The organism is Actinomycetospora succinea, from assembly GCF_004363095.1.
GTDB classification, from domain to species: Bacteria; Actinomycetota; Actinomycetes; order Mycobacteriales; family Pseudonocardiaceae; genus Actinomycetospora; species Actinomycetospora succinea.
The window spans coordinates 1,043,317-1,062,918 of record NZ_SNYO01000001.1 but is presented as its reverse complement, the minus strand read 5'-3'; the positions used below and the strand labels follow the sequence as shown (position 1 = coordinate 1,062,918).

Sequence of the window (19,602 nt, the reverse complement as noted above, 5' to 3'; positions counted from 1 at the left end):
TCGTGGCCCGGTCGCGCGTCGGGTGGTCCGTGGTCACGCTCGTGCTCGTCGCCGGCACCGGCTGGCTGCTGTGGCAGGCGGGCACGGCCATCTGGGACGCCACGTCGCTGGCGGTCCGGGGCGAGGTGGTGTCGGCCCGGGTGGTCGACGTCGACCTCCACACCAGGCTGGGTATGGCCGACGACTACCTCGTCGTCCCGGGCGGTGACGTCGCCGTCCCGATCAGCACCCATAGCGAGGACATCCCGGTCGGCGCCGTCGTGGACGTCGTCGTCGACCCCGACGACCCGGGCCGCGCCGATCTCGCGGGCGACGGGTGGCCCTGGCTCGCCACGCTGATGCCGCTGTTCCTCGCGGTGGTCTGCGGCGTCACGGCGCTGCTCACCCTGGGGTTCGCGCTGGGCGTGCCGATGCCGTTCGAGGAGAGCGGACCCGAGAGGGATGCCGAGGAGACCTAGACACGCGACGGACCCGTGTCCTCGGGACACGGGTCCGTCGCGTCGGGATCTCAGGTCGTGCCGACCGGGCCGATCCGGTCGGCGTCGAGCGCGGACCCGTTGTCCGGGCCCGGGTTCTCGAGCGATTGGGCGCCGGTGGCGCCGCGCTGCTCGAGGTCCTGCCGCTTGAAGATCTTCTTGCCGAGCCAGACCAGCGGGTCGTACTTCCGGTCGACGACGCGCTCCTTCATGGGGATGAGCGCGTTGTCGGTGATCTTGATGTGCTCGGGGCAGACCTCGGTGCAGCACTTGGTGATGTTGCAGTAGCCGAGGCCGCCGTCCTCCTGCGCGTCCTCCTTGCGGTTGCGCACGTCGAGCGGGTGCATGTCCAGCTCGGCGAAGCGCATGAGGAAGCGCGGACCGGAGAACGGCTCCTTGTTCTCCTCGTGGTCACGGACGACGTGACACACGTTCTGGCAGAGGAAGCACTCGATGCACTTGCGGAACTCCTGCGAGCGCTCGACGTCGACCTGGCTCATCCGGTACTCGCCGGGCGCGACACCCTCCGGCGGCGCGAACGCCGGGACCTCCCGGGCCTTCGCGTAGTTGAAGTCCACGTCGGTGACGAGGTCGCGGATCACCGGGAACGTCCGGATCGGCGCGACCGAGATCTCCTCGTCCTCGCCGAACGTCGACATGCGCGTCATGCACATGAGGCGCGGACGCCCGTTGACCTCGGCGCTGCACGACCCGCACTTGCCGGCCTTGCAGTTCCAGCGCACCGCCATGTCGCCGGCCTGGGTGGCCTGGAGCCGGTGCATGATGTCGAGGACGACCTCGCCCTCCTCGACCTCGACGCGGTAGTCGACGAAGTCGCCGCCGTCCGCGTCGCCCCGCCACACCTTGAACTGCGCCTGGTAGCCCATGCTTACGCTCCCCCTCCCGTGTGCTCGCTGCCCGGGTCGTCGGCGTTGACCTCGTCCTTCCGGACCGGGGCGTCGCTGCGGTGGCCGCCCAGCTCGTCGCCGGTGTAGTACTTCTTCAGCTCGTCCATCTCGAACAGGTCGAAGAGGTCCGACCGCATCGAGGGCTGGCCCTGGTGCTCGAGGGTCACCTCGCCGTCCTGCAGCGAGCAGACGAGCAGCTCGCGGCGCCAGTTCTCGTCCATCGTCGGGTAGTCGTCGCGGGTGTGGCCGCCGCGGCTCTCCTGCCGCTCGAGCGCGGCCATCGCGATGCACTCGCTGACCATGAGCATGTTGCGCAGGTCGAGCGCGAGGTGCCAGCCCGGGTTGTAGGCGCGGCGGCCGTCGACCGCCACGCGCGGGATCCGGTCGCGGAGCTCGTGGAGCTTCTTGAGCGCCAGCTCCATCTCGTCGGCCTTGCGGATGATGCCGACGAGGTCGTTCATCGTCTGCTGCAGTTCCTGGTGCACGGTGTAGGCGTTCTCGCCGCCCGAGTTCTGGATCGGGCGCTCGACGTCCTCGCGCGCCGCCGTGACCGACTCGTCGGACACCGTCGGCACGCTGGCCAGGCCGTCCAGGTACGCCGCCGCGCCGGCGCCGGCGCGGCAGCCGAACACCAGCAGGTCGGACAGCGAGTTGCCGCCGAGCCGGTTGGAGCCGTGCATGCCGCCGGCGACCTCGCCCGCGGCGAAGAGCCCGGGCACCGCCGACGCCGCCGTGTCCGGGTCGACCTCGACCCCGCCCATGACGTAGTGGCAGGTCGGGCCGACCTCCATGGGGCCCGCGGTGATGTCGACGTCCGCCAGCTCCTTGAACTGGTGGTACATCGACGGCAGCCGCCGGGTGATCTCTGCGGCCGGCATGCGGCTGGAGACGTCGAGGAAGACGCCGCCGGCCGGCGAGCCGCGGCCCTCCTTGACCTCGTTGTTGATCGCGCGGGCGACCTCGTCGCGGGGCAGGAGCTCCGGCGGGCGCCGGTTGTTGTCCGCGTCGGTGTACCAGCGGTCGCCCTCGTCCTCGCTCGTGGCGTACTGCTCGCGGAACACCTCGGGGATGTAGTTGAACATGAAGCGCACGCCGTCGGAGTTCTTGAGGACGCCGCCGTCACCGCGCACCGACTCGGTGACGAGGATGCCCTTCACGCTCGGCGGCCAGACCATCCCCGTGGGGTGGAACTGGACGAACTCCATGTTCAGCAGCTTCGCCCCGGCGCGCATGGCCAGCGCGTGGCCGTCGCCGGTGTACTCCCACGAGTTGCTGGTGACCTTGAACGACTTGCCGACGCCGCCGGTCGCGAGCACGACCGCCGCGGAGTGGAAGCAGACCAGCTCACCGGTGGGGCGCTGGTAGCCGAACGCGCCCGCGACCCGGTCGCCGTCCTTGAGCAGCTCGGTGATCGTGTACTCGTGGAAGACCTTGAGGTCCGACTCGTAGTCGCCGGTGCGCGCGAAGTCCTCCTGCTGCAGCGAGACGATCTTCTGCTGCAGGGTGCGGATCAGCTCCAGGCCCGTGCGGTCGCCGACGTGGGCCAGGCGCGGGAAGTTGTGCCCGCCGAAGTTGCGCTGGCTGATCTTGCCGTCGGGCGTGCGGTCGAACAGCGCGCCGTAGGTCTCGAGCTCCCAGACCCGCTGCGGCGCCTCCTTGGCGTGCAGCTCGGCCATGCGCCAGTTGTTGAGGAACTTCCCCCCGCGCATGGTGTCGCGGAAGTGGACCTCCCAGTTGTCCCGCGGGTTCGCGTTGCCCATCGACGCGGCGATCCCGCCCTCGGCCATGACCGTGTGGGCCTTGCCGAACAGCGACTTGCAGATGATCGCGACCCGCTTGCCCCGCAGGCGGGCCTCGATCGCGGCCCGCAGGCCCGCTCCCCCGGCACCGATGACGATGACGTCGTAGGTGTGGTGGGTGACGGCGGTCGGGGGTTCGTGGGCCGCTTCGAACGCTGTGGTGGTTCCGGGGTCGGTCATCAGTTCACGATCCGCAGGTCGGAGATGGTGCCGCTCGAGACGAGCATGATGTAGAGGTCGGTGAGGATCAGCGTGGCGATGGTGATCCACGCGAACAGCATGTGGCGCGTGTTCAGCTTCGAGACGCCGGTCCAGATCCGGTAGCGCACCGGGTGCTTCGAGAAGTGCTTGAGGCGCCCGCCGGTGATGTGCCGGCACGAGTGGCACGACAGCGTGTAGAGCCAGAGGCCGATCACGTTGATCAGCAGGATGATCGTGCCCAGCCCGATCCCGAACGACGTCTGCCCCGTGGCCGGGTCGGTGCTCTGGAACGCCAGCACCATGTCGTAGGTGTTGAGGATCGAGATCAGGCCGGCGACGTAGAAGAAGTACCGGTGCGCGTTCTGCAGGATCAGCGGGAACCGCGTCTCCCCCGTGTACTTCGTGTGCGGCTCCGCGACCGCGCACGCCGGCGGCGACGACCAGAACGCCCGGTAGTACGACTTCCGGTAGTAGTAGCACGTCAGCCGGAACAGGAGCAGGAACGGCAGCGAGACCAGCGCGTAGGGCAGGAACCACGGCAGCGCGGGGAACCACTGGCCGAGGTGGCTCGCCTCCGGGACGCAGGAGGCGGTCACGCACGGCGAGTAGAACGGCGAGAGGTAGTGGTACTCCTCGACGTAGTACGCCGCGCCCCACAGCGACCGGATCGTCGCGTAGACGACGAAGGTCGCGAGCCCCAGCGCATTCGCCAGCGGCGGCAGCCACCAGCGGTCGGTGCGCAGGGTGCGCTGTCGGATGTCGGGGCGTCCCGGCGCCGGCGGCCGGTACGTCCCGGAGTCGTGTGTGGTGGTCACGGCACCGGTCCTGTCCTGGTGGGTCGTCCTCGTCTGCGGAGACGCGGCGTCGGCGGGTCGCGACGCCGGCCGAGCCGGCCGGTGTCGGTGCGGAACCCCGCGGACGCGACGCTCTGTGGTGCGCCGCACACTACGACGCGTCGAATACCGATGTCGCCCGGGTCACCCCGGTGCCGGGGCGTGACGATGGCCACGTCCGTGATCGGGACCGGTCCACCGGCGGCGTTCTCCGTGCGCACGGGCGCGTGACGGCCGCGACCGGCGGTACCGACAGCCCGCCGACGGTCGTGGCCCGCGGCGCGCGGGACCGTCAGCGGTCGTCGGCGTCCGGCTCGGCGCCCGCCAGGAGGTCGTCGAGCGACCCGGCGCCGTCCTCACCCTCCGGAGCCGCCGTCGGCGAACGCTGCGCCAGCGCCTCCCGCACGACCGTGTAGGCGACGCCGGCGTCGTAGCCCTTGCGCGCGAGCATCCCGACCAGGCGCCGCGCGGCCACCGCGTCGTCGAACCGGGCGAGCGAGGGCAGCCGCCGGTCGACCAGCGCCCGGGCGCGCGCCTGCTCGTCGTCGCGGCTGATCTCGTCGATCGCCGTGGTGGCGGTCTCGCGCTCGACGCCCTTGCGGTGCAGCTCGCCGGCGAGCGCGCGCTTGCCCAGACCCTGGTGGCGGTGTCGCGAGGACACCCACTGCTCCGCGAACGCGGCGTCGTCGACGAGCTTGGCCGCGGCGAGCCGGTCGAGCACGCGGCCGGCGACGTCGTCCGGGACGTCCTTGCGGGCCAGCGCGTCGGCCAGCTCCGCGCGGGAGCGGGCGCGCGTGGTGAGCATGTTCAGGCAGATGGTGCGCGCGACCGACGCGGGGTCGGCGGGCGGATCCGCCTGCGCGTCGTGCCCGTCGGGGTCGGGCGGCTCCGGCGCGCGCCCCCGCGACGTCCGGCGCCGCCCGGCCCCCTGACCGATCGCCACCGGCTCAGAAGTCGACCGGGGCGGGCGTGCTGTCGTCGGCGTCGAGCTTGGGGCCGATGCCGAGCTTCTCCTTGATGCGCTTCTCGATCTCGAGGGCGACGTCCGGGTTGTCGCGCAGGAACTTGCGGGCGTTCTCCTTGCCCTGCCCCAGCTGGTCGCCCTCGTAGGTGTACCAGGCCCCCGACTTGCGGACGATCGCCTGCTCGACGCCCATGTCGATCAGCGAGCCCTCCTTCGAGATGCCGTGGCCGTAGATCATGTCGAACTCGGCCTGCTTGAACGGCGGGGCCACCTTGTTCTTCACGACCTTGACCCGCGTGCGGTTGCCGACCGCGTCGGCGCCGTCCTTGAGCGTCTCGATGCGACGGATGTCGAGCCGGACCGAGGCGTAGAACTTCAGCGCCTTGCCGCCCGTGGTGGTCTCCGGCGAGCCGAACATGACGCCGACCTTCTCGCGGAGCTGGTTGATGAAGATCGCCGTCGTGCCCGAGGCGTGCAGCGCACCGGTGATCTTGCGCAGCGCCTGGCTCATCAGGCGGGCCTGGAGACCGACGTGGCTGTCGCCCATGTCGCCCTCGATCTCGGCGCGCGGCACGAGGGCGGCCACCGAGTCGACCACGATGACGTCGAGCGCGTTCGAGCGGATCAGCATGTCCATGATCTCGAGCGCCTGCTCACCGGTGTCGGGCTGCGAGACCAGCAGCGCGTCGGTGTCGACGCCGAGCGCCTTGGCGTACTCGGGGTCGAGCGCGTGCTCCGCGTCGATGAACGCCGCGATGCCGCCCTGGGCCTGGGCGTTGGCGACCGCGTGCAGCGTCACCGTCGTCTTGCCCGAGGACTCCGGGCCGTAGATCTCGACGACGCGGCCGCGCGGCAGGCCGCCGACCCCGAGCGCCACGTCGAGCGCGATCGATCCGGTGGGGATGATGTTGACCGGCGCCCGGCCCTCGTCGCCCAGCCGCATGACCGAGCCCTTGCCGAACTGCTTGTCGATCTGGGCGAGGGCCAGCTCGAGCGCCTTGTCGCGATCCGGTGCCTGTGCCATGGGGATGTCACCTTCGGGGTCAGGGGTCGACTCTCGGACGCCGACGGTAGGCGGGGGGTCCGACATCGCGGTGCCGGAGCCGGTCGCCCTGGGGACGGACGGAACGGTTGTGGACGGACGGCGGCGACGCTGACGTCGCAGGACGACCGTACGGAGCAGGGTAGACGAACACGTGTTCGAGTGGGGAGCCCGGGCGGGCCCGGGCGTGTCGGCAGGTCACCGGCACTCCCACCGGCGTCCTCACCGGCACTCCCACCGGCGTCCTCACCGGCGTTCGACCGGCACCTCGAACTCCGCGCACACCGCGCGCCAGACGTCGCGCGGCTCGTCCCCGTCCTCGAGGGCCTGCTCGACGGTGCGTCCCCGCAGACCGCCGAAGACGTGGTCACGGGCGATCGAGCCGGCGCGCACGGTGCCGAACTCGTCGTCCATCAACTGCCGGAAGTGGGTCAGCCGCACGTTCCCCACGATAGGTCCGACCCGACCGGCCGGCGCCGCCCTCCCCGCGGGCGGCACCGGCCGCGGAGAACCTCACGAACCGGGCACACCGCGCGGCGTAACCTCGGCCCGTGGCCCTCCTCCTCGCCGCCGCGCTCGACCCCACCGGGGGCACGCTCGGCACGATCGTGGCCGTGCTCGGCCTGGTCGCGGCGCTCGTCGTGCTCCTGCGCTGGTGGTTCCAGAACCGCCGCTAGCGCTACGTCACGTCCAGGTGCCGCAACGTCGGCCAGAAGCTCTCCCACGGCGCGAGCCGCCCGGTCGCGAGCCAGACCGTCGCGTCGGTGCCGGCCGCCCCGACGGGCCGGACGTCGGCGAACCACGGCCGCAGCTCGTCGGCGCTCGATCCGAGGTAGAGCACCGCGTCGACGTCGTCGCTCGGCGGCGGGAACCATCCGTAGCTGCGGTTGCTGCTCAGGGCGGGCGGCAGCGCGTCCTCGGGCGCGGCGACGTCCAGGTAGGCGGCGTAGATGTACGACTCGGCCATCACCCCGGTGCGCGCCCGCTGCTCCGCGGGCAGCGCGTCGTAGGCGTGGACGGTCGCGCCCGCGACGGTGTCGGCGACCTCCGGCGCGGCCATCACCGTCGAGAGCGGCATCATCGCGATCGCCGCGGCGGCGCCGATCACGGTCGCGGGCCACGCGACCCAGCTCATCCGCCGGTGCCCCGCCTCGCGGCGGCGCTGCAGCCCGACGGCACCCACCGCGGCGAGCAGCCCGTAGAGCCCGGCGAGGTAGTAGGGGCGGCCGAGCGTCACGGAGAAGAACGCGTAGAGCACCACCGTCGTGAGGGCGAGGTAGCGCAGCTCGGCCAGGTGCGGGTCACGGACGAGACGCCACAGACCGTAGAGACCGAGCGGCACGCCGATCACGCCCGCGGCCGCGATCATCCCGAGCATGACCCCGGAGAGCCCGCCGTAGAGGAACTCGGCCTCGGAGGCCACCACCGGTCCCATCCGCAGCTGCGGCCACCCGTGGAGCGCCTGCCAGACCAGCGTCGGCGCGGCGATCGCGGCCGCGAGGACGGCCCCGACCCACAGTCGGCGGCTGCGGAGCATCGCGCGCGGCCCGAGCACGGCCACCGAGGCCAGCAGCACCGCCGCGAGCAGCAGGATCTGGAACTTGGTCTGCGCCCCGACGCCGACGACCACGCCGACGGCCACGAGCAGGCGGTCGTCGCGCACGCGCCACCAGCGCACGAGCAGCCAGCCCAGGGTGAGCCAGAGGACGGGCTCGAGCGTGTAGGGCGTCGTCCAGTGCCCGCCGATGGCGAGCCAGAGCCCGGTCCCCTGCGCGATCGCCGTGAGCGTCTGCGCCCGCCGGTCACCGCCGAGCTCGCGGGCGATCAGGGCGGCGAGGACGACGGAGGCGGCGGTGGCCGCGATCGCCGGCAGCCGGAGGACCAGGACGTTCCCCGGGGCGAGGAGGTCCATCAGCCCCGCGAGCAGCGGCGCCACGGGCGGCTGGTCGGCCGAGCCCCAGTCGAGGTGGTCACGCCCGATCGCGAGCATCAGGGCCTCGTCGAAGAACCACCCCGGCCGCCACGCGACGGCGAGGTGCGCGGTCGCCACCAGGGCGGCGACGACGCCGACGGGCCGGCGCGCGAGCCGGTGCCGGGGGCGGGGTGCGGGCGTCGTGACCGGCGCAGGGGCCTCCGTGACGGACATGGCAGTGATCGTCGCGAGGAGCGGGCGACGCCCACCACGGTGCGACGTCCGGGATGCCCCCGCCGAAAGGACGAGCCCTGATCGACCTTCGACCGAGGCCGCTGTCGGACGGTGCCACTAGCGTGGCCGTCGTGCCGACCACCGGGCCCACGCCGCGCTTCTGGGACGCCGGCGCGGTCGCCCTGTCCCTGCTCGGCACCTATCTCGTGCTGTGGGTCGACCCCGCGACGTCGCCGGGCGAGGCCCCGGCATGGTGGTGGGTCGACCTCGCGGGCGGTGTCGCCGCGGCGGGCGTGGTCCTCGCCCGTCGCCGCGCCCCGGTGGGCTCCGCCCTCGTCGTCTACGCGCTGGCGGTGCCCTGCACGTCGGCGTGGCTGGCCGGGGCGGTGGCCACGTTCTCCCTGGCCGTGCGCAGGCCCTGGCCCACCGCCGCCGCCCTGGGTGCCTTCTCGCTCGCGCTCGGGCCGTTGCAGGGACTCCTCCGGCTGCAGAGCCCCGAGAGCGCGTCCTGGGGCTCGTTCGCGTGGGCCGCGGGCACGACGGTCGTGGTGGTGGCCACCGGCGCCGCCGTCCGTGCGCGCCACGAGCTGATGGACTCGCTGGTCGAACGCGCGGAGCGCGCCGAGCGCGAGGCGGCCCTGCGCGCCGACGCCGCCCGCACCGCCGAGCGCACCCGCATCGCGCGCGAGATGCACGACGTCCTCGCCCACCGGCTCTCGATGGTGTCGCTGCACGCCGGCGCGCTGGCCCACCGGCGCACGGCGTCGCCCGACGAGATCCGCGACGCGCTCGAGGTGGTCCGGGCCGGCGCTCGCGAGGCCCTCGTCGACCTGCGCGCCATCCTCGGGGTGCTGCGCGACCCGGACGCCGACCCGTCCGCGCCGGGCGAGGTGGGCACCGCGGCGATCGCCCCGCAGCCCACGCTCGCCGACCTCGACCGCCTGGTGGACGGCGTGCGCGCGGCCGGCACCCCCGTGACGCTGCACCACGGGCTCGACGGCGTGACCGTGCCCGACGAGTGCGGGCGCACGCTCTACCGGATCACCCAGGAGACGCTGACCAACGCCGCCCGCCACGCCCCGGGCCGGCCCGTCGAGGTGCACCTCCGCACCGCCGAGGACGGCGAGGTCGAGCTCGACGTCAGCAACCCCCTGCCGTCCGCGGGCGCCGGGCCGCCGGGCAACGGGCTGCTCGGCATCACCGAGCGGGTCGAACTCGCGGGCGGTCGCGTGCTCTCCCGCGGGCCCGACCACGGCCGCTTCCGGGTCGCGGTGCGGATCCCGCGGCGGTCCGAGGAGAGGTCGGCGGACGAGCGCCCGGCCGTCGCAGCCCGGGAGGAGATCGCGTGACCCGCGTGCTCGTGGTCGACGACGACGCGCTCGTGCGCTCGGGGCTGCGCCTCATGCTCGGCGAGGCGGAGGACATCACGATCGTCGCCGAGGCCACCGACGGCGACGAGGTGCCGGCCGCGGTCGCCGAGCACCGCCCGGACGTCGTGCTCATGGACCTGCGGATGCCGCGGGTCGACGGGGTGCGCGCCACCGCGGAGCTCCTCGCCGGCACCGACCCGCCGGCCGTGCTCGTGCTGACGACCTTCGACTCCGACCAGGACGTCCTCGCCGCCCTGCGGGCGGGCGCCACCGGCTACCTCGTCAAGGACACCCCGCCCGCCGACATCGAGGACGCGATCCGGCGGGTGGCGGCCGGCGGGACGAGCCTGTCGTCGTCGGTCACCCGGCGGCTGATCGCGGCCGCGACCGGTGGCGACGGTCGGGGCGGACGCGAGGACCGCAGCACCGCGGCGAGCACCCGCCTCGCCGCGCTGTCCGAGCAGGAGCGCGCCGTCGCCGCGGCCGTCGGGCGGGGCTGGGGCAACGCCCGCATCTCGACCGAGCTGTGGCTCTCGCTGTCGACGGTGAAGACCTACCTGTCCAGCGCGCTGGCCAAGCTCGACCTCGACAACCGCACGCAGCTCGCGCTGCTCGCCCACGACGCCGGGCTGTCGACCGAGGACGACGGCGGCGACCTCACCCCAGGAGGCCGCTGAGCCCCTTGACCACGAGGTAGATCCCCACGGCGCCGACCAGCCCCCCGAGCAGCACCCGGGAGTTGCGGTGCCCCCACGCGTGCGCCGACCGCACGATCTCCATGGTGCGGTCGGGTCGCAGCAGCACCAGGACGAGCGCCGCGACGGGCGCCGCGAAGCGCAGCAGCGTGTACACCGACACCTGCACGATCCCGTCCACCGCGCCCGGGTGGGTCTGCAGGATCGCCACGAGCGCGGCGAGGTAGTAGAGCCCGGGGAGGTTCGTCAGCAGCCCGGCGCCGATCACCATCGGCACCGTGGGGGCGCGCAGCCGCCGGTCGAGGGCCTCGGGCAGGACGGTGCTCCGCTCCCGCTTGCGCTCCTTCCGGGGCCGGCGCAGCTTGATCGGGTGCCCGGCGAGGTGGAAGCCCGCCCAGACGACGGCGAGCACCCCGAGCACGACGTCGACCCAGAGACGGCCCGCCGTGGCCTCCGAGGTGCGCGTGCCGGTGTGCAGCCAGGTCACGACGACGATCCCGACGCCGAGGGTGATGGCGGCGCCGGCCACCACGTAGGCGACCAGCAGCCGGCGCGACTGCTCGGAGAGCAGCAGCGCGTAGACGATCGCGAGCGTCACCCCGCGCACCGCGCTGACCAGGCCGAGGACGAGCGCCTCGGGGCTCATCGCTCGTCCTCCGGCACCGGGCCGAGCCGCAGGGCGACGACGCGCCGGCCGACGACGGTCACCGTGAGGACGCCCGGGGCGCCGTCGACGGTCACCCGCCACGTGACGTCCTCGCCCACCAGTTCCTTGCGCGTGACGTCGCGGACCACGGCGTCGGCGAGGAACGCCGGCAGGTCCGCCGGCGGCACGACCGGGGCCTCGACCTCGATCGCGGCGCCGGCGAGCAGCTCCCCCAGCACCACGACGTCGCCGTCGGTCCACGCCTGCTCGAAGCGCAGCGCGGCCAGGAAGACGTCGGCCTGGTGGCGGCCGCGGCGGCGCAGGTCGCGCAGGAAGGAGACGTCCCGGTTGACCTTGGACGCCGCCCCGAGGAGCCCCGCCGCGGGTGGGCGGGCCAGCTCGAGGACGCGGACGGCGACCTGGCGGTACCCGCTGTCCGCGGTGAGCGTGCCGGCCGCGAGGAGCTGGTCGATCTTCTCGATCGAGGCGAGCTCCTGGTAGAGCGAGAGGTTGCCGGCGAGCTCGTTGCGCCGGTCGGCGATGTCGAGGGTGGTGCGCGGCTCGTCGTCGCGCCGCGTCGGGTTGATCTGCACGACCCACAGCTCGTCGGGGTCGTCGTCGAGCAGCGGCGCGACCGGCGGGTTCTGCGAGAACAGCCCGTCCCAGTACGCCCCCTCCTCGACGTGGACCGCGCGGAAGAGGGTGGGGATCGCCGCCGAGGCGAGCACCGTGTCGGGGGTGATCACGTCGCGGCGGCTGTCGAACGCCCGGAACGCGCCGCTGCGCACGTCGACCGCGCCGAGCACGAGCCGGGGGTGGCGGGCGTCGGTGTCGGCGGTGAGCGCGTCGAAGTCGACGTGGCGGCGCAGCAGCCGGCGGAACTCCTCGCGGCCGTCGAACGGCGGCGGCACCAGATAGGGGTTCAGCGGCGGCGCGAGGCCGAGGCTCTGCGCGAGCCCCGCCCCGACGAGCAGGGCGTTGCCGACGCGCTCGATCGGCCCGCTGGCGGCGTTGTCCTCCCAGAAGGCCTCGAGCACGGACGGGATGGCGTCCCGCCGGCCCTCGCGCAGCACCGACCACGCGAGCAGCGCGTTGATCGCCCCGCCGGAGGTCCCGCTGACCGCCACGATGTCGTGACCGTCGAACGCGCCCCGGTCGACGAGACGGGCCACGACGCCCGCGGTGAACGCGGTGTGGCTCCCGCCTCCCTGAAAAGCCAGCGCGATCCGCACCCGGTGAGGCTAGCGGTGTCCGATCCGCTCAAGCGTGGTTGTCGGGGGTCGGGGGCACCATGGAGTCGTGAGTGTCCTCGACCGCTTCTCCCCCGCCACCCGCGACTGGTTCACGGGTGCCTTCGAGGGCGCCACGCCGGCACAGGCGGGCGCCTGGGAGGCGGTCGCCGGCGGGCAGCACGCGCTGGTCGTCGCGCCCACCGGCTCGGGCAAGACGCTGGCCGCGTTCCTCTGGGCGCTCGACCGGCTGGCCACCACGCCGCCGCCCGAGGAGCCCACGCGCCGCTGCCGCGTCCTCTACGTCTCGCCGATGAAGGCGCTGACCATCGACGTCCAGCGCAACCTGCGCTCGCCGCTCGCCGGGCTGGGCCAGGCGGCGCAGCGCCTCGGGCTCCCCCGTCCCGACGTCACGGTCGGCTCGCGCACCGGCGACACCCCCGCCGACGAGCGCCGCTCGTTCAACCGCACGCCGCCCGACATCCTCGTCACCACGCCCGAGTCGCTGTTCCTGCTGCTCACCTCGGCGGCGCGCGAGTCGCTGCGCGGCATCGACACGGTGATCGTCGACGAGGTCCACGCGGTGCTCGCCTCCAAGCGCGGGGCGCACCTGGCGCTGAGCCTCGAGCGTCTCGACGCCCTGCTCGACGCGCCGGCCCAGCGCATCGGGCTCTCGGCCACCGTGCGCCCCATCGACGAGGTCTCCGCGTTCCTCGGCGGCGGACGGCCGGTGCGGGTGGTCGCGCCCGAGTCGACGAAGACCGTGCAGGTCCGCGTCGAGGTGCCGGTCGAGGACATGGCGGCGCTCGACAGCGGGGGTGACAACGCCTCCGGGCCGGGCGTCGAGGAGGAGGTCGAGGGGTCCGCCGCCGGTGCGGCGCAGCGGGCCTCGATCTGGCCCGCGGTGCAGGAGCGCATCCTCGACCTGGTCGGCGAGCACCGCTCGACCATCGTCTTCGCCAACTCCCGACGGCTGGCCGAGCGGCTCACGGCGCGGATCAACGAGCTGGCCACCGAGCGGGCGCAGGCGTCGGCGGAGGACTCGCCCCCGGTGGAGCTGGACGACGAGGCCGACGAGCTCGCCCCGGTGATCGGGCCGTTCCCCGCCGAGGCGGTCGGCCAGTCCGGGACGGCCGAGCCCGCCGAGGTGATCGTCGCCCGCGCCCACCACGGCTCGATGAGCCGCACCCAGCGAACCCAGGTGGAGGAGGCGCTCAAGTCCGGCCACCTGCCGTGCGTCGTCGCCACGTCCAGCCTCGAGCTGGGCATCGACATGGGCGCGGTCGACCTGGTGGTGCAGGTCGAGGCGCCGCCGTCGGTGGCCAGCGGGCTCCAGCGGGTCGGCCGCGCGGGCCACCAGGTCGGCGCGATCTCCTCCGGCGTCGTCATGCCCAAGTACCGGGGCGACCTCGTGTCGTGCGCCGTCGTCGCCGAGCGGATGGCGAGCGGGGCCATCGAGGCGATGCACTACCCGCGCAACCCGCTCGACGTGCTCGCCCAGCACGTCGTGTCGATGACGGCGATGGAGCAGTGGTCGGTCGAGGACCTCGCCGCCCTCGTGCGCCGCGCCGCCCCGTTCGCCGGCCTGCCCGACTCGGCGCTGGGCGCGGTGCTCGACATGCTCGCCGGGCGCTACCCCAGCGACGACTTCGGCGAGCTGCGCCCGCGCATCACGTGGGACCGGGTCACCGACCAGCTCTCCGGGCGGCCCGGCGCCCAGCGGCTCGCGGTCACCAGCGGCGGCACGATCCCCGACCGCGGGCTCTACACGGTGGTCACGCCCGGGTCCGGCGAGGGCGGCACCGGCGGCTCGCGGGTGGGCGAGCTCGACGAGGAGATGGTCTACGAGTCCCGCGTCGGCGACACCTTCCTGCTCGGCTCCACGAGCTGGCGGGTCCTCGACATCACGCGCGACCGGGTGGTCGCCGAGCCCGCCCCCGGCGTGCCGGCGCGGATGCCGTTCTGGAAGGGCGACGCCCTCGGGCGCCCGCTCGAGCTGGGCCGGGCGCTCGGTGCGTTCGTGCGCGAGCTCTCCGCCGCCGACGACGAGGCGGCCCACGAGCGCGCGCAGGCCGCGGGGCTCGACGAGAACGCGATCACCAACCTGCTCACCTACCTGCGCGAGCAGAAGGAGTCGACGCGCCACGTCCCCAGCGACCGCACGATCGTCGTCGAGCGCTTCCGCGACGAGCTGGGCGACTGGCGCCTCGTCGTGCACTCCCCCTTCGGCGCGCAGGTCAACGGCCCCTGGGCGCTGGCGATCGCGGCTCGGTTCCGCGAGACGCGGGGCCTCGAGGTGTCGGCCGCGAGCGCCGACGACGGCATCGTCCTGCGCCTGCCCGACGCCCTCGACGACGCCGGCGAGGAGATCATGCCGACCGCCGAGGACGTGCTGCTCGACCCGGACGAGGTCGAGCAGATGGTCACGGCCGAGGTCAGCAACTCGGCGCTGTTCGCGTCGCGGTTCCGCGAGTGCGCGGCCCGGTCGCTGCTGCTGCCGCGCCGCGACCCCACGCGGCGCACCCCGCTCTGGCAGCAGCGCCAGCGGGCGGCGCAGCTGCTCTCGGTCGCGAGCCGCTTCGAGCAGTTCCCGGTCGTGCTCGAGACGATGCGCGAGTGCCTGCAGGACGTCTACGACGTCCCGGGCCTCACCGAGCTGATGCGCGACGTCCGCTCGCGCGGAGTGCAGGTCGTCGACGTCGCGACCACCAGCGCGTCGCCGTTCGCGCGCACGCTGATGTTCGGCTACGTCGGGATGTTCCTCTACGAGCTCGACGCGCCGCTGGCCGAGCGGCGGGCCGCCGCGCTCTCGCTCGACTCGGCGCTGCTGGCCGAGCTCCTGGGCTCCGAGGCCATCCGCGAGCTGCTCGACGGCGACGTGCTCGCCGAGATCGAGGGCCAGCTGCAGCGCACCGACCCCGAGCGCCACGTCCGCGACGTGGAGGGCACGGCCGACCTCCTGCGGTTCGTCGGCGACCTCACCACCGCCGAGGCCGCCGCCCGCGGGGTCCGGGAGGAGTGGCTCACCGAGCTCGAGTCGTCCCGGCGGGCGATCCGCGTGCGGGTCGCGGGCGAGCAGCGCTGGATCGCGATCGAGGACGCGGGCCGCTTCCGCGACGCCCTCGGCGCGGGCCTGCCGGTCGGGGTGCCCGAGGCCTTCACCGAGCCCGTCACCGACCCCCTCGGCGACCTCATCGCCCGCTTCGCCCGCACCCGCGGCCCGTTCCCGGTCGCCGCGCCGGCCCACCGCTTCGGGCTCGGCGTGGCCGTGGTCGGCGGCGTGGTCGACCGGCTGGTGTCCACCGGGCGCCTGGTCCGCGGCGAGCTGCGCCCCGACGGCGCGCCGCCGCTGCCCGGGGTGCCCGCCGATCTGGCCGGTAGCGGCCCGGACGTCTGCGACGCCGAGGTGCTGCGGCGCCTGCGCCGCGGCTCGCTCGCCCGGCTGCGCGCCGAGGTCGAGCCGGTGGAGCCGGCGGCACTCGGGCGGTTCCTGCCGGCGTGGCAGGGCGTGGGGCGCAGGATTCGCCGCGCGCCCGGCCCCGACGACGTGCTCGGCGTGGTCGAGCAGCTCGCGGGGGCGCCGATCCCCGCGAGCGCCCTGGAGAGCCTGGTGCTCCCGGCGCGGCTGCCCGGCTACTCCCCCGCGCTGCTCGACGAGCTCACCAGCGCCGGCGAGGTCACGTGGACCGGCTGCGGCACGCTCGCCGGCGGCGACGGCTGGCTGGCGGTCGCGCCCACCGACCTCGCCGACCTCCTGCTGCCCGACGCCGAGCCCGACATGGTCGACACCCCGCTGCACCGCGCGCTGGCCCAGACGCTGGACGCCGGCGGGGCGCTGTTCTTCCGCCAGGTCACCGAGCGCGCCCAGGCGGTGCTGCGCGAGGGGGGCGAGGCGGAGACCGCGATGCCCGACGACGCCACGATGGTCGCCGCACTCTGGGACCTGGTGTGGGCGGGGCTCGCCACCAACGACACGCTCGCCCCGGTCCGGGCGCTCGTGTCCGGCGGCGGCTCGCGGGGTTCCGGCGGTTCGAAGGGCGGCGCCCACCGGCAGCGCCGGGCGCCCTCGCGGGGTCGCTACGCGCGGCTCGGCCGCGCGCCCATGCCCTCGCGCACGGGTCCGCCGACGGCCGCGGGGCGCTGGTCGGGGGTGCCGGCGCGCGAGGAGGAGCCGACCCGCCGCGCCCAGGCCCGCACCGAGGCGTTCCTCGAGCGCCACGGTGTGCTCACCCGCGGGGCGCTCGACACCGAGCGCGCCACCGGCGGCTTCGCCGGCATCTACCCGGTGCTGCGGGCGATGGAGGAGTCCGGGCGCGCCCGGCGCGGCTACGTCATCGAGGGCCTGGGCGCCGCGCAGTTCGCGGTGCCCGGCGCGATCGACCGGCTGCGCGCCGAGTCGCGCGACGACGACGGCGCCGGCGAGGCGAAGGCCCTGGTGCTCGCGGCCACCGACCCCGCCCAGCCGTGGGGCGCGGCGCTGGAGTGGCCGGCCACCGTCGGGGAGGGATCCCACCGCCCGGGGCGCAAGGCGGGCGCGCTGGTGGTGCTCGTCGACGGCGAGCCGGCGATCTACGTCGAGCGCGGCGGCAAGTCGCTGCTGAGCTTCACCACGTCCCGCGAGGCGCTCGCCGCCGCCGCGGCCGCGCTGACCACGGCCGTGCGCGAGGGCTGGCTGGGCAGCATCGCGGTGGAGAAGGCCGACGGCTCGGGCGCGCTCGACGGCGTCCTCGCCGAGGTCCTCACCGAGGCTGGGTTCCGCCACAGCCCGAAGGGCCTGCGGCTGCGGGCCTGACCGGACGCGCTCACCCACCCTCCCCGCGCGCGCTCGCGGCGCCCACGGCAGGCTGGACGGCGCACCGTCAACGACCCTGGGGAGAGCGATGGCGCTGGCGTGCCCGACGTGTGAGGAGTCCGCCGCCGAGTACCTCGGCATGGCCGACGACGGCCGCAACATGATGCGCTGCACGGCCTGCGGGCACGAGTGGGTCCTCGGGGCCAAGCCGGTGTCGCCGCGGGCGGTCAGCCAGACCACGCGGTCGCGCAGCACGAGCTCGACCAGCAAGAAGTCCAGCACGACCACCCGGCCCCCGACGCGCTCCTCGGCCAGCGTGACGCGCTCCGCCGGCCGGACCTCGGGCACGCGCGGCCCGGTCCGGGAGCGCGAGCGGCGCCCGCTCGAGGACGTCGGGACCGCGCGGGCGCGCTTCACGGCGACGGCTGACCAGGTGACGCCGGAGCGCTGGCGGATCCTCGAGGGGCTGCGGCGGGAGTTCCTGTCCGACTTCCCGCACCCCGACGAGGAGGCCGGGCGCTACCGCGACGTCTACCGGCAGGCGTTCGAGGCCGACGCGCTCCCCTACACCACGCCGGTGGCCCTCAAGGACTTCGCGAACAGCAAGGTCGTTGCCCGGCCCGGCAACATGAGCCGGTTCAACGACGAGTGGCGCGCGCTCGGCAACGTGCGTGCGGCCGAGGCGTTCCGCGGCGTCGTCGACCACCTGCTGCGCGGCGAGGACCCGCCCGCGCCGGAGGACCGGCTGACCGAGCTGATCACCTCCGACGACGCGCCCGCCATGCCCGGGTTCCGCGAGGCGATGCTGACGCGCGTCCTGTGCATCGCCGAGCCGGAGCGGTTCCTGCCGATCCTGATCTACACCAGCCCGTCCGGGGGCAAGCGCGAGATCGCCCGGCAGGTGTTCGGCCTCGAGCTGCCGTCACCGGAGACGACGTCGCAGACGATCGGGCGCCTCGCCTACTGGAGCAACGACCTGCTGGTCGAGCTGATCGGCAGCCGGTTCGTCGACCTCGACCACGCGCGCCAGTTCCTGTGGTGGGTCAAGGACCATCCCGACCTGGCGTAGGACACGCCGGCCTCGGGCGCGCGTCAGGAGACGATGACGTACAGCCCGAACCCGACGATCGCGACGACGGCGGCGAGGCACACGGCCGCGATGGCCGTGCCGGCGCCCGCGCTCAGGGTCGGCGCGCCGTCCTCGGCCCCGCCGGGCCGCGGGCGCACGCGCGCCGACAGGCCCACCAGGGCGAACGACACCAGCACGACGACCGCGACGCCCGCGGCGAGGGACACCACGGACACGAGGCCCAGCGAGGCCCAGTCGATCGTCATGATCGCTCCTATCGGGCCGGGACGGCCGGCTCGTGGGCGACGGCGGCGTCGTCGCCGACGTCGTTGACGTTGTCGGCCGTGACCGGACGGCGACGCGAGACGGCGTAGATGCCCGCGGCGAGGGCGATCGCGACGACGGCGACCAGGACGATCCCGACCGTGCCGGCGGAGGCCACCCAGGCCGCGACCGCGCCGACGGCCGCCGCCGCCGGCAGGGTGAGGATCCAGGCGACGACCATCTGGCGGGCCACGCTCCACCGCACCGCGGCGAGGCGGCGCCCCGAGCCGGCACCGAAGATCGCACCGGTCGCCACCTGGGTGGTCGAGAGCGCGAGGCCGAGGTGCGAGGACGTGAGGATCACCGCGGTGGTGCTCGCCTCGGCGGCGAAGCCCTGCGGCGTCTCGATCTCGCTGACCCGCTTGCCGAGGGTGCGGATGATCCGCCAGCCGCCGAGGTAGGTCCCGAGGCCGATCGCGAGGCCCGCGGAGAGGATCACCCAGAACGGCGGGCCGGAGTCCGGCGAGAGGACGCCGGCCGTGATGAGGGTCAGCGTGATGATCCCCATGGTCTTCTGGGCGTCGCTCGTGCCGTGGGCGAGCGCGACCATCGACGCCGACCCGATCTGGCCGGCCTTGAAGCCCTTCGTGACCGTGCCGCTGTCCGCCCGCGCGGTCGTGCGGTAGGCGAGGTAGGTCGCGGTCAGCGCGATGATCCCGGCGAGGACCGGCGAGACGATCGCGGGCAGGATGACCTTGGAGAGCACGGCGCCGAAGTGCACGGCGCCCAGGCCCGCGGCGACCACGGTGGCACCGATGAGCCCGCCGAACAGGGCGTGCGACGAGCTCGAGGGCAGCCCGAGCAGCCAGGTCAGCAGGTTCCAGATGATGGCGCCGATCAGGCCCGCGAAGATCACCACGGGCGAGATCCGGGCCTCGTCGACCAGGCCGCTCGAGATCGTCCTCGCCACCTCGACGGACAGGAACGCGCCGACGACGTTGAGCACGCCGGCGATCAGGACGGCCACCTTCGGCCGCAGCGCGCCGGTGGCGATGGAGGTGGCCATGGCGTTGGCCGTGTCGTGGAAACCGTTCGTGAAGTCGAAGACGAGGGCGGTGATGACGACGACGATGACGATGAGCGAGACGTCCACCGGCGCCGTCACCCC

The 19,602-nt window shown here is 74.1% G+C and carries 17 protein-coding genes; 6 read left to right on the top strand and 11 right to left on the bottom strand.

Features of this window, described 5'->3' with window-relative positions:
- The first annotated feature begins 2 nt into the window (after nucleotides 1–2).
- Nucleotides 3–458, top strand: a complete 456-nt coding sequence (locus EV188_RS05060) for a DUF3592 domain-containing protein (RefSeq protein ID WP_133825072.1) — start codon at nucleotides 3–5, stop codon at nucleotides 456–458.
- Between the two features lie 50 nt (nucleotides 459–508).
- Here the strand turns inward: EV188_RS05060 and EV188_RS05055 are convergent, their stop codons facing one another.
- From EV188_RS05055 to EV188_RS05030, 6 genes are all read right to left on the bottom strand, one after another.
- Entirely contained in the window at nucleotides 509–1,363 is an 855-nt protein-coding gene (locus tag EV188_RS05055; protein ID WP_133825071.1) for a succinate dehydrogenase/fumarate reductase iron-sulfur subunit, read from the bottom strand.
- 2 nt (nucleotides 1,364–1,365) lie between these two features.
- Complete coding sequence (locus tag EV188_RS05050) at nucleotides 1,366–3,363, bottom strand: fumarate reductase/succinate dehydrogenase flavoprotein subunit (protein ID WP_133825070.1); 1,998 nt, start codon at nucleotides 3,361–3,363, stop codon at nucleotides 1,366–1,368.
- Nucleotides 3,363–4,199 carry a hypothetical protein gene (locus EV188_RS05045; protein WP_133825069.1) on the bottom strand — a complete coding sequence of 279 codons (837 nt, stop codon included), beginning with the start codon at nucleotides 4,197–4,199 and terminating at the stop codon, nucleotides 3,363–3,365. Before EV188_RS05045 ends, EV188_RS05050 begins: the two co-directional genes overlap by 1 nt.
- Nucleotides 4,200–4,509: 310 nt before the next feature.
- The gene (locus tag EV188_RS05040) at nucleotides 4,510–5,160 is read right to left on the bottom strand and encodes a regulatory protein RecX (protein WP_243741472.1); all 651 of its coding nucleotides are present in this window, start codon (nucleotides 5,158–5,160) and stop codon (nucleotides 4,510–4,512) included.
- A gap of 4 nt (nucleotides 5,161–5,164) precedes the next feature.
- Nucleotides 5,165–6,205: a recombinase RecA gene (recA, locus tag EV188_RS05035; RefSeq protein ID WP_133825068.1), complete on the bottom strand. Its 1,041-nt coding sequence runs from the start codon at nucleotides 6,203–6,205 to the stop codon at nucleotides 5,165–5,167.
- A 264-nt stretch (nucleotides 6,206–6,469) separates the two neighbouring features.
- Nucleotides 6,470–6,664, bottom strand: coding sequence for a DUF3046 domain-containing protein (locus EV188_RS05030; protein WP_133825067.1), 195 nt, complete (start codon nucleotides 6,662–6,664; stop codon nucleotides 6,470–6,472).
- Between the two features lie 110 nt (nucleotides 6,665–6,774).
- Between EV188_RS05030 and EV188_RS32890 the strand changes: the two genes are divergently transcribed.
- Nucleotides 6,775–6,900 carry a hypothetical protein gene (locus EV188_RS32890; RefSeq protein ID WP_279536700.1) on the top strand — a complete coding sequence of 42 codons (126 nt, stop codon included), beginning with the start codon at nucleotides 6,775–6,777 and terminating at the stop codon, nucleotides 6,898–6,900.
- A 2-nt stretch (nucleotides 6,901–6,902) separates the two neighbouring features.
- Here EV188_RS32890 and EV188_RS05025 read toward each other — a convergent pair whose 3' ends face one another.
- The gene (locus EV188_RS05025) at nucleotides 6,903–8,369 is read right to left on the bottom strand and encodes a glycosyltransferase family 39 protein (RefSeq protein WP_133825066.1); all 1,467 of its coding nucleotides are present in this window, start codon (nucleotides 8,367–8,369) and stop codon (nucleotides 6,903–6,905) included.
- A gap of 131 nt (nucleotides 8,370–8,500) precedes the next feature.
- Here EV188_RS05025 and EV188_RS05020 point away from each other — a divergent pair, with 131 nt between their 5' ends.
- The gene (locus EV188_RS05020; protein ID WP_133825065.1) at nucleotides 8,501–9,718 is read left to right on the top strand and encodes a sensor histidine kinase; all 1,218 of its coding nucleotides are present in this window, start codon (nucleotides 8,501–8,503) and stop codon (nucleotides 9,716–9,718) included.
- Nucleotides 9,715–10,416: a response regulator transcription factor gene (locus EV188_RS05015; protein WP_133825064.1), complete on the top strand. Its 702-nt coding sequence runs from the start codon at nucleotides 9,715–9,717 to the stop codon at nucleotides 10,414–10,416. Before EV188_RS05020 ends, EV188_RS05015 begins: the two co-directional genes overlap by 4 nt.
- On the opposite strand, the gene EV188_RS05010 is transcribed toward EV188_RS05015, so the two are convergent.
- On the bottom strand, nucleotides 10,397–11,080 hold the full coding sequence (locus EV188_RS05010) for a GAP family protein (protein WP_133825063.1): 684 nt from the start codon (nucleotides 11,078–11,080) through the stop codon (nucleotides 10,397–10,399). The genes EV188_RS05015 and EV188_RS05010 overlap by 20 nt on opposite strands.
- The gene (locus EV188_RS05005; protein WP_133825062.1) at nucleotides 11,077–12,312 is read right to left on the bottom strand and encodes a patatin-like phospholipase family protein; all 1,236 of its coding nucleotides are present in this window, start codon (nucleotides 12,310–12,312) and stop codon (nucleotides 11,077–11,079) included. The genes EV188_RS05010 and EV188_RS05005 overlap by 4 nt, the downstream gene beginning before the upstream one ends.
- Nucleotides 12,313–12,379: 67 nt before the next feature.
- On the opposite strand from EV188_RS05005, the gene EV188_RS05000 reads away from it, so the two are divergent.
- Complete coding sequence (locus tag EV188_RS05000; RefSeq protein WP_133825061.1) at nucleotides 12,380–17,101, top strand: ATP-dependent helicase; 4,722 nt, start codon at nucleotides 12,380–12,382, stop codon at nucleotides 17,099–17,101.
- Nucleotides 17,102–17,189: 88 nt separating this feature from the next.
- Nucleotides 17,190–18,170, top strand: a complete 981-nt coding sequence (locus EV188_RS04995; RefSeq protein ID WP_133825060.1) for a hypothetical protein — start codon at nucleotides 17,190–17,192, stop codon at nucleotides 18,168–18,170.
- 23 nt (nucleotides 18,171–18,193) lie between these two features.
- Here EV188_RS04995 and EV188_RS04990 read toward each other — a convergent pair whose 3' ends face one another.
- The gene (locus EV188_RS04990; RefSeq protein ID WP_133825059.1) at nucleotides 18,194–18,436 is read right to left on the bottom strand and encodes a hypothetical protein; all 243 of its coding nucleotides are present in this window, start codon (nucleotides 18,434–18,436) and stop codon (nucleotides 18,194–18,196) included.
- 8 nt (nucleotides 18,437–18,444) lie between these two features.
- Nucleotides 18,445–19,587, bottom strand: coding sequence for an inorganic phosphate transporter (locus EV188_RS04985; protein ID WP_133825417.1), 1,143 nt, complete (start codon nucleotides 19,585–19,587; stop codon nucleotides 18,445–18,447).
- Nucleotides 19,588–19,602 lie beyond the last annotated feature (15 nt).

What these genes read in the sequence shown, in the direction of transcription:
- EV188_RS05055 (WP_133825071.1), bottom strand. Translation starts at nt 1,363, where the DNA reads ATGGGCTACCAGGCGCAGTTCAAGGTGTGGCGGGGCGACGCGGACGGC.
- EV188_RS05050 (WP_133825070.1), bottom strand. Translation starts at nt 3,363, where the DNA reads ATGACCGACCCCGGAACCACCACAGCGTTCGAAGCGGCCCACGAACCC.
- recA (WP_133825068.1), bottom strand. Translation starts at nt 6,205, where the DNA reads ATGGCACAGGCACCGGATCGCGACAAGGCGCTCGAGCTGGCCCTCGCC.
- EV188_RS05025 (WP_133825066.1), bottom strand. Translation starts at nt 8,369, where the DNA reads ATGTCCGTCACGGAGGCCCCTGCGCCGGTCACGACGCCCGCACCCCGC.
- EV188_RS05010 (WP_133825063.1), bottom strand. Translation starts at nt 11,080, where the DNA reads ATGAGCCCCGAGGCGCTCGTCCTCGGCCTGGTCAGCGCGGTGCGCGGG.
- EV188_RS04995 (WP_133825060.1), top strand. Translation starts at nt 17,190, where the DNA reads ATGGCGCTGGCGTGCCCGACGTGTGAGGAGTCCGCCGCCGAGTACCTC.
- EV188_RS04990 (WP_133825059.1), bottom strand. Translation starts at nt 18,436, where the DNA reads ATGACGATCGACTGGGCCTCGCTGGGCCTCGTGTCCGTGGTGTCCCTC.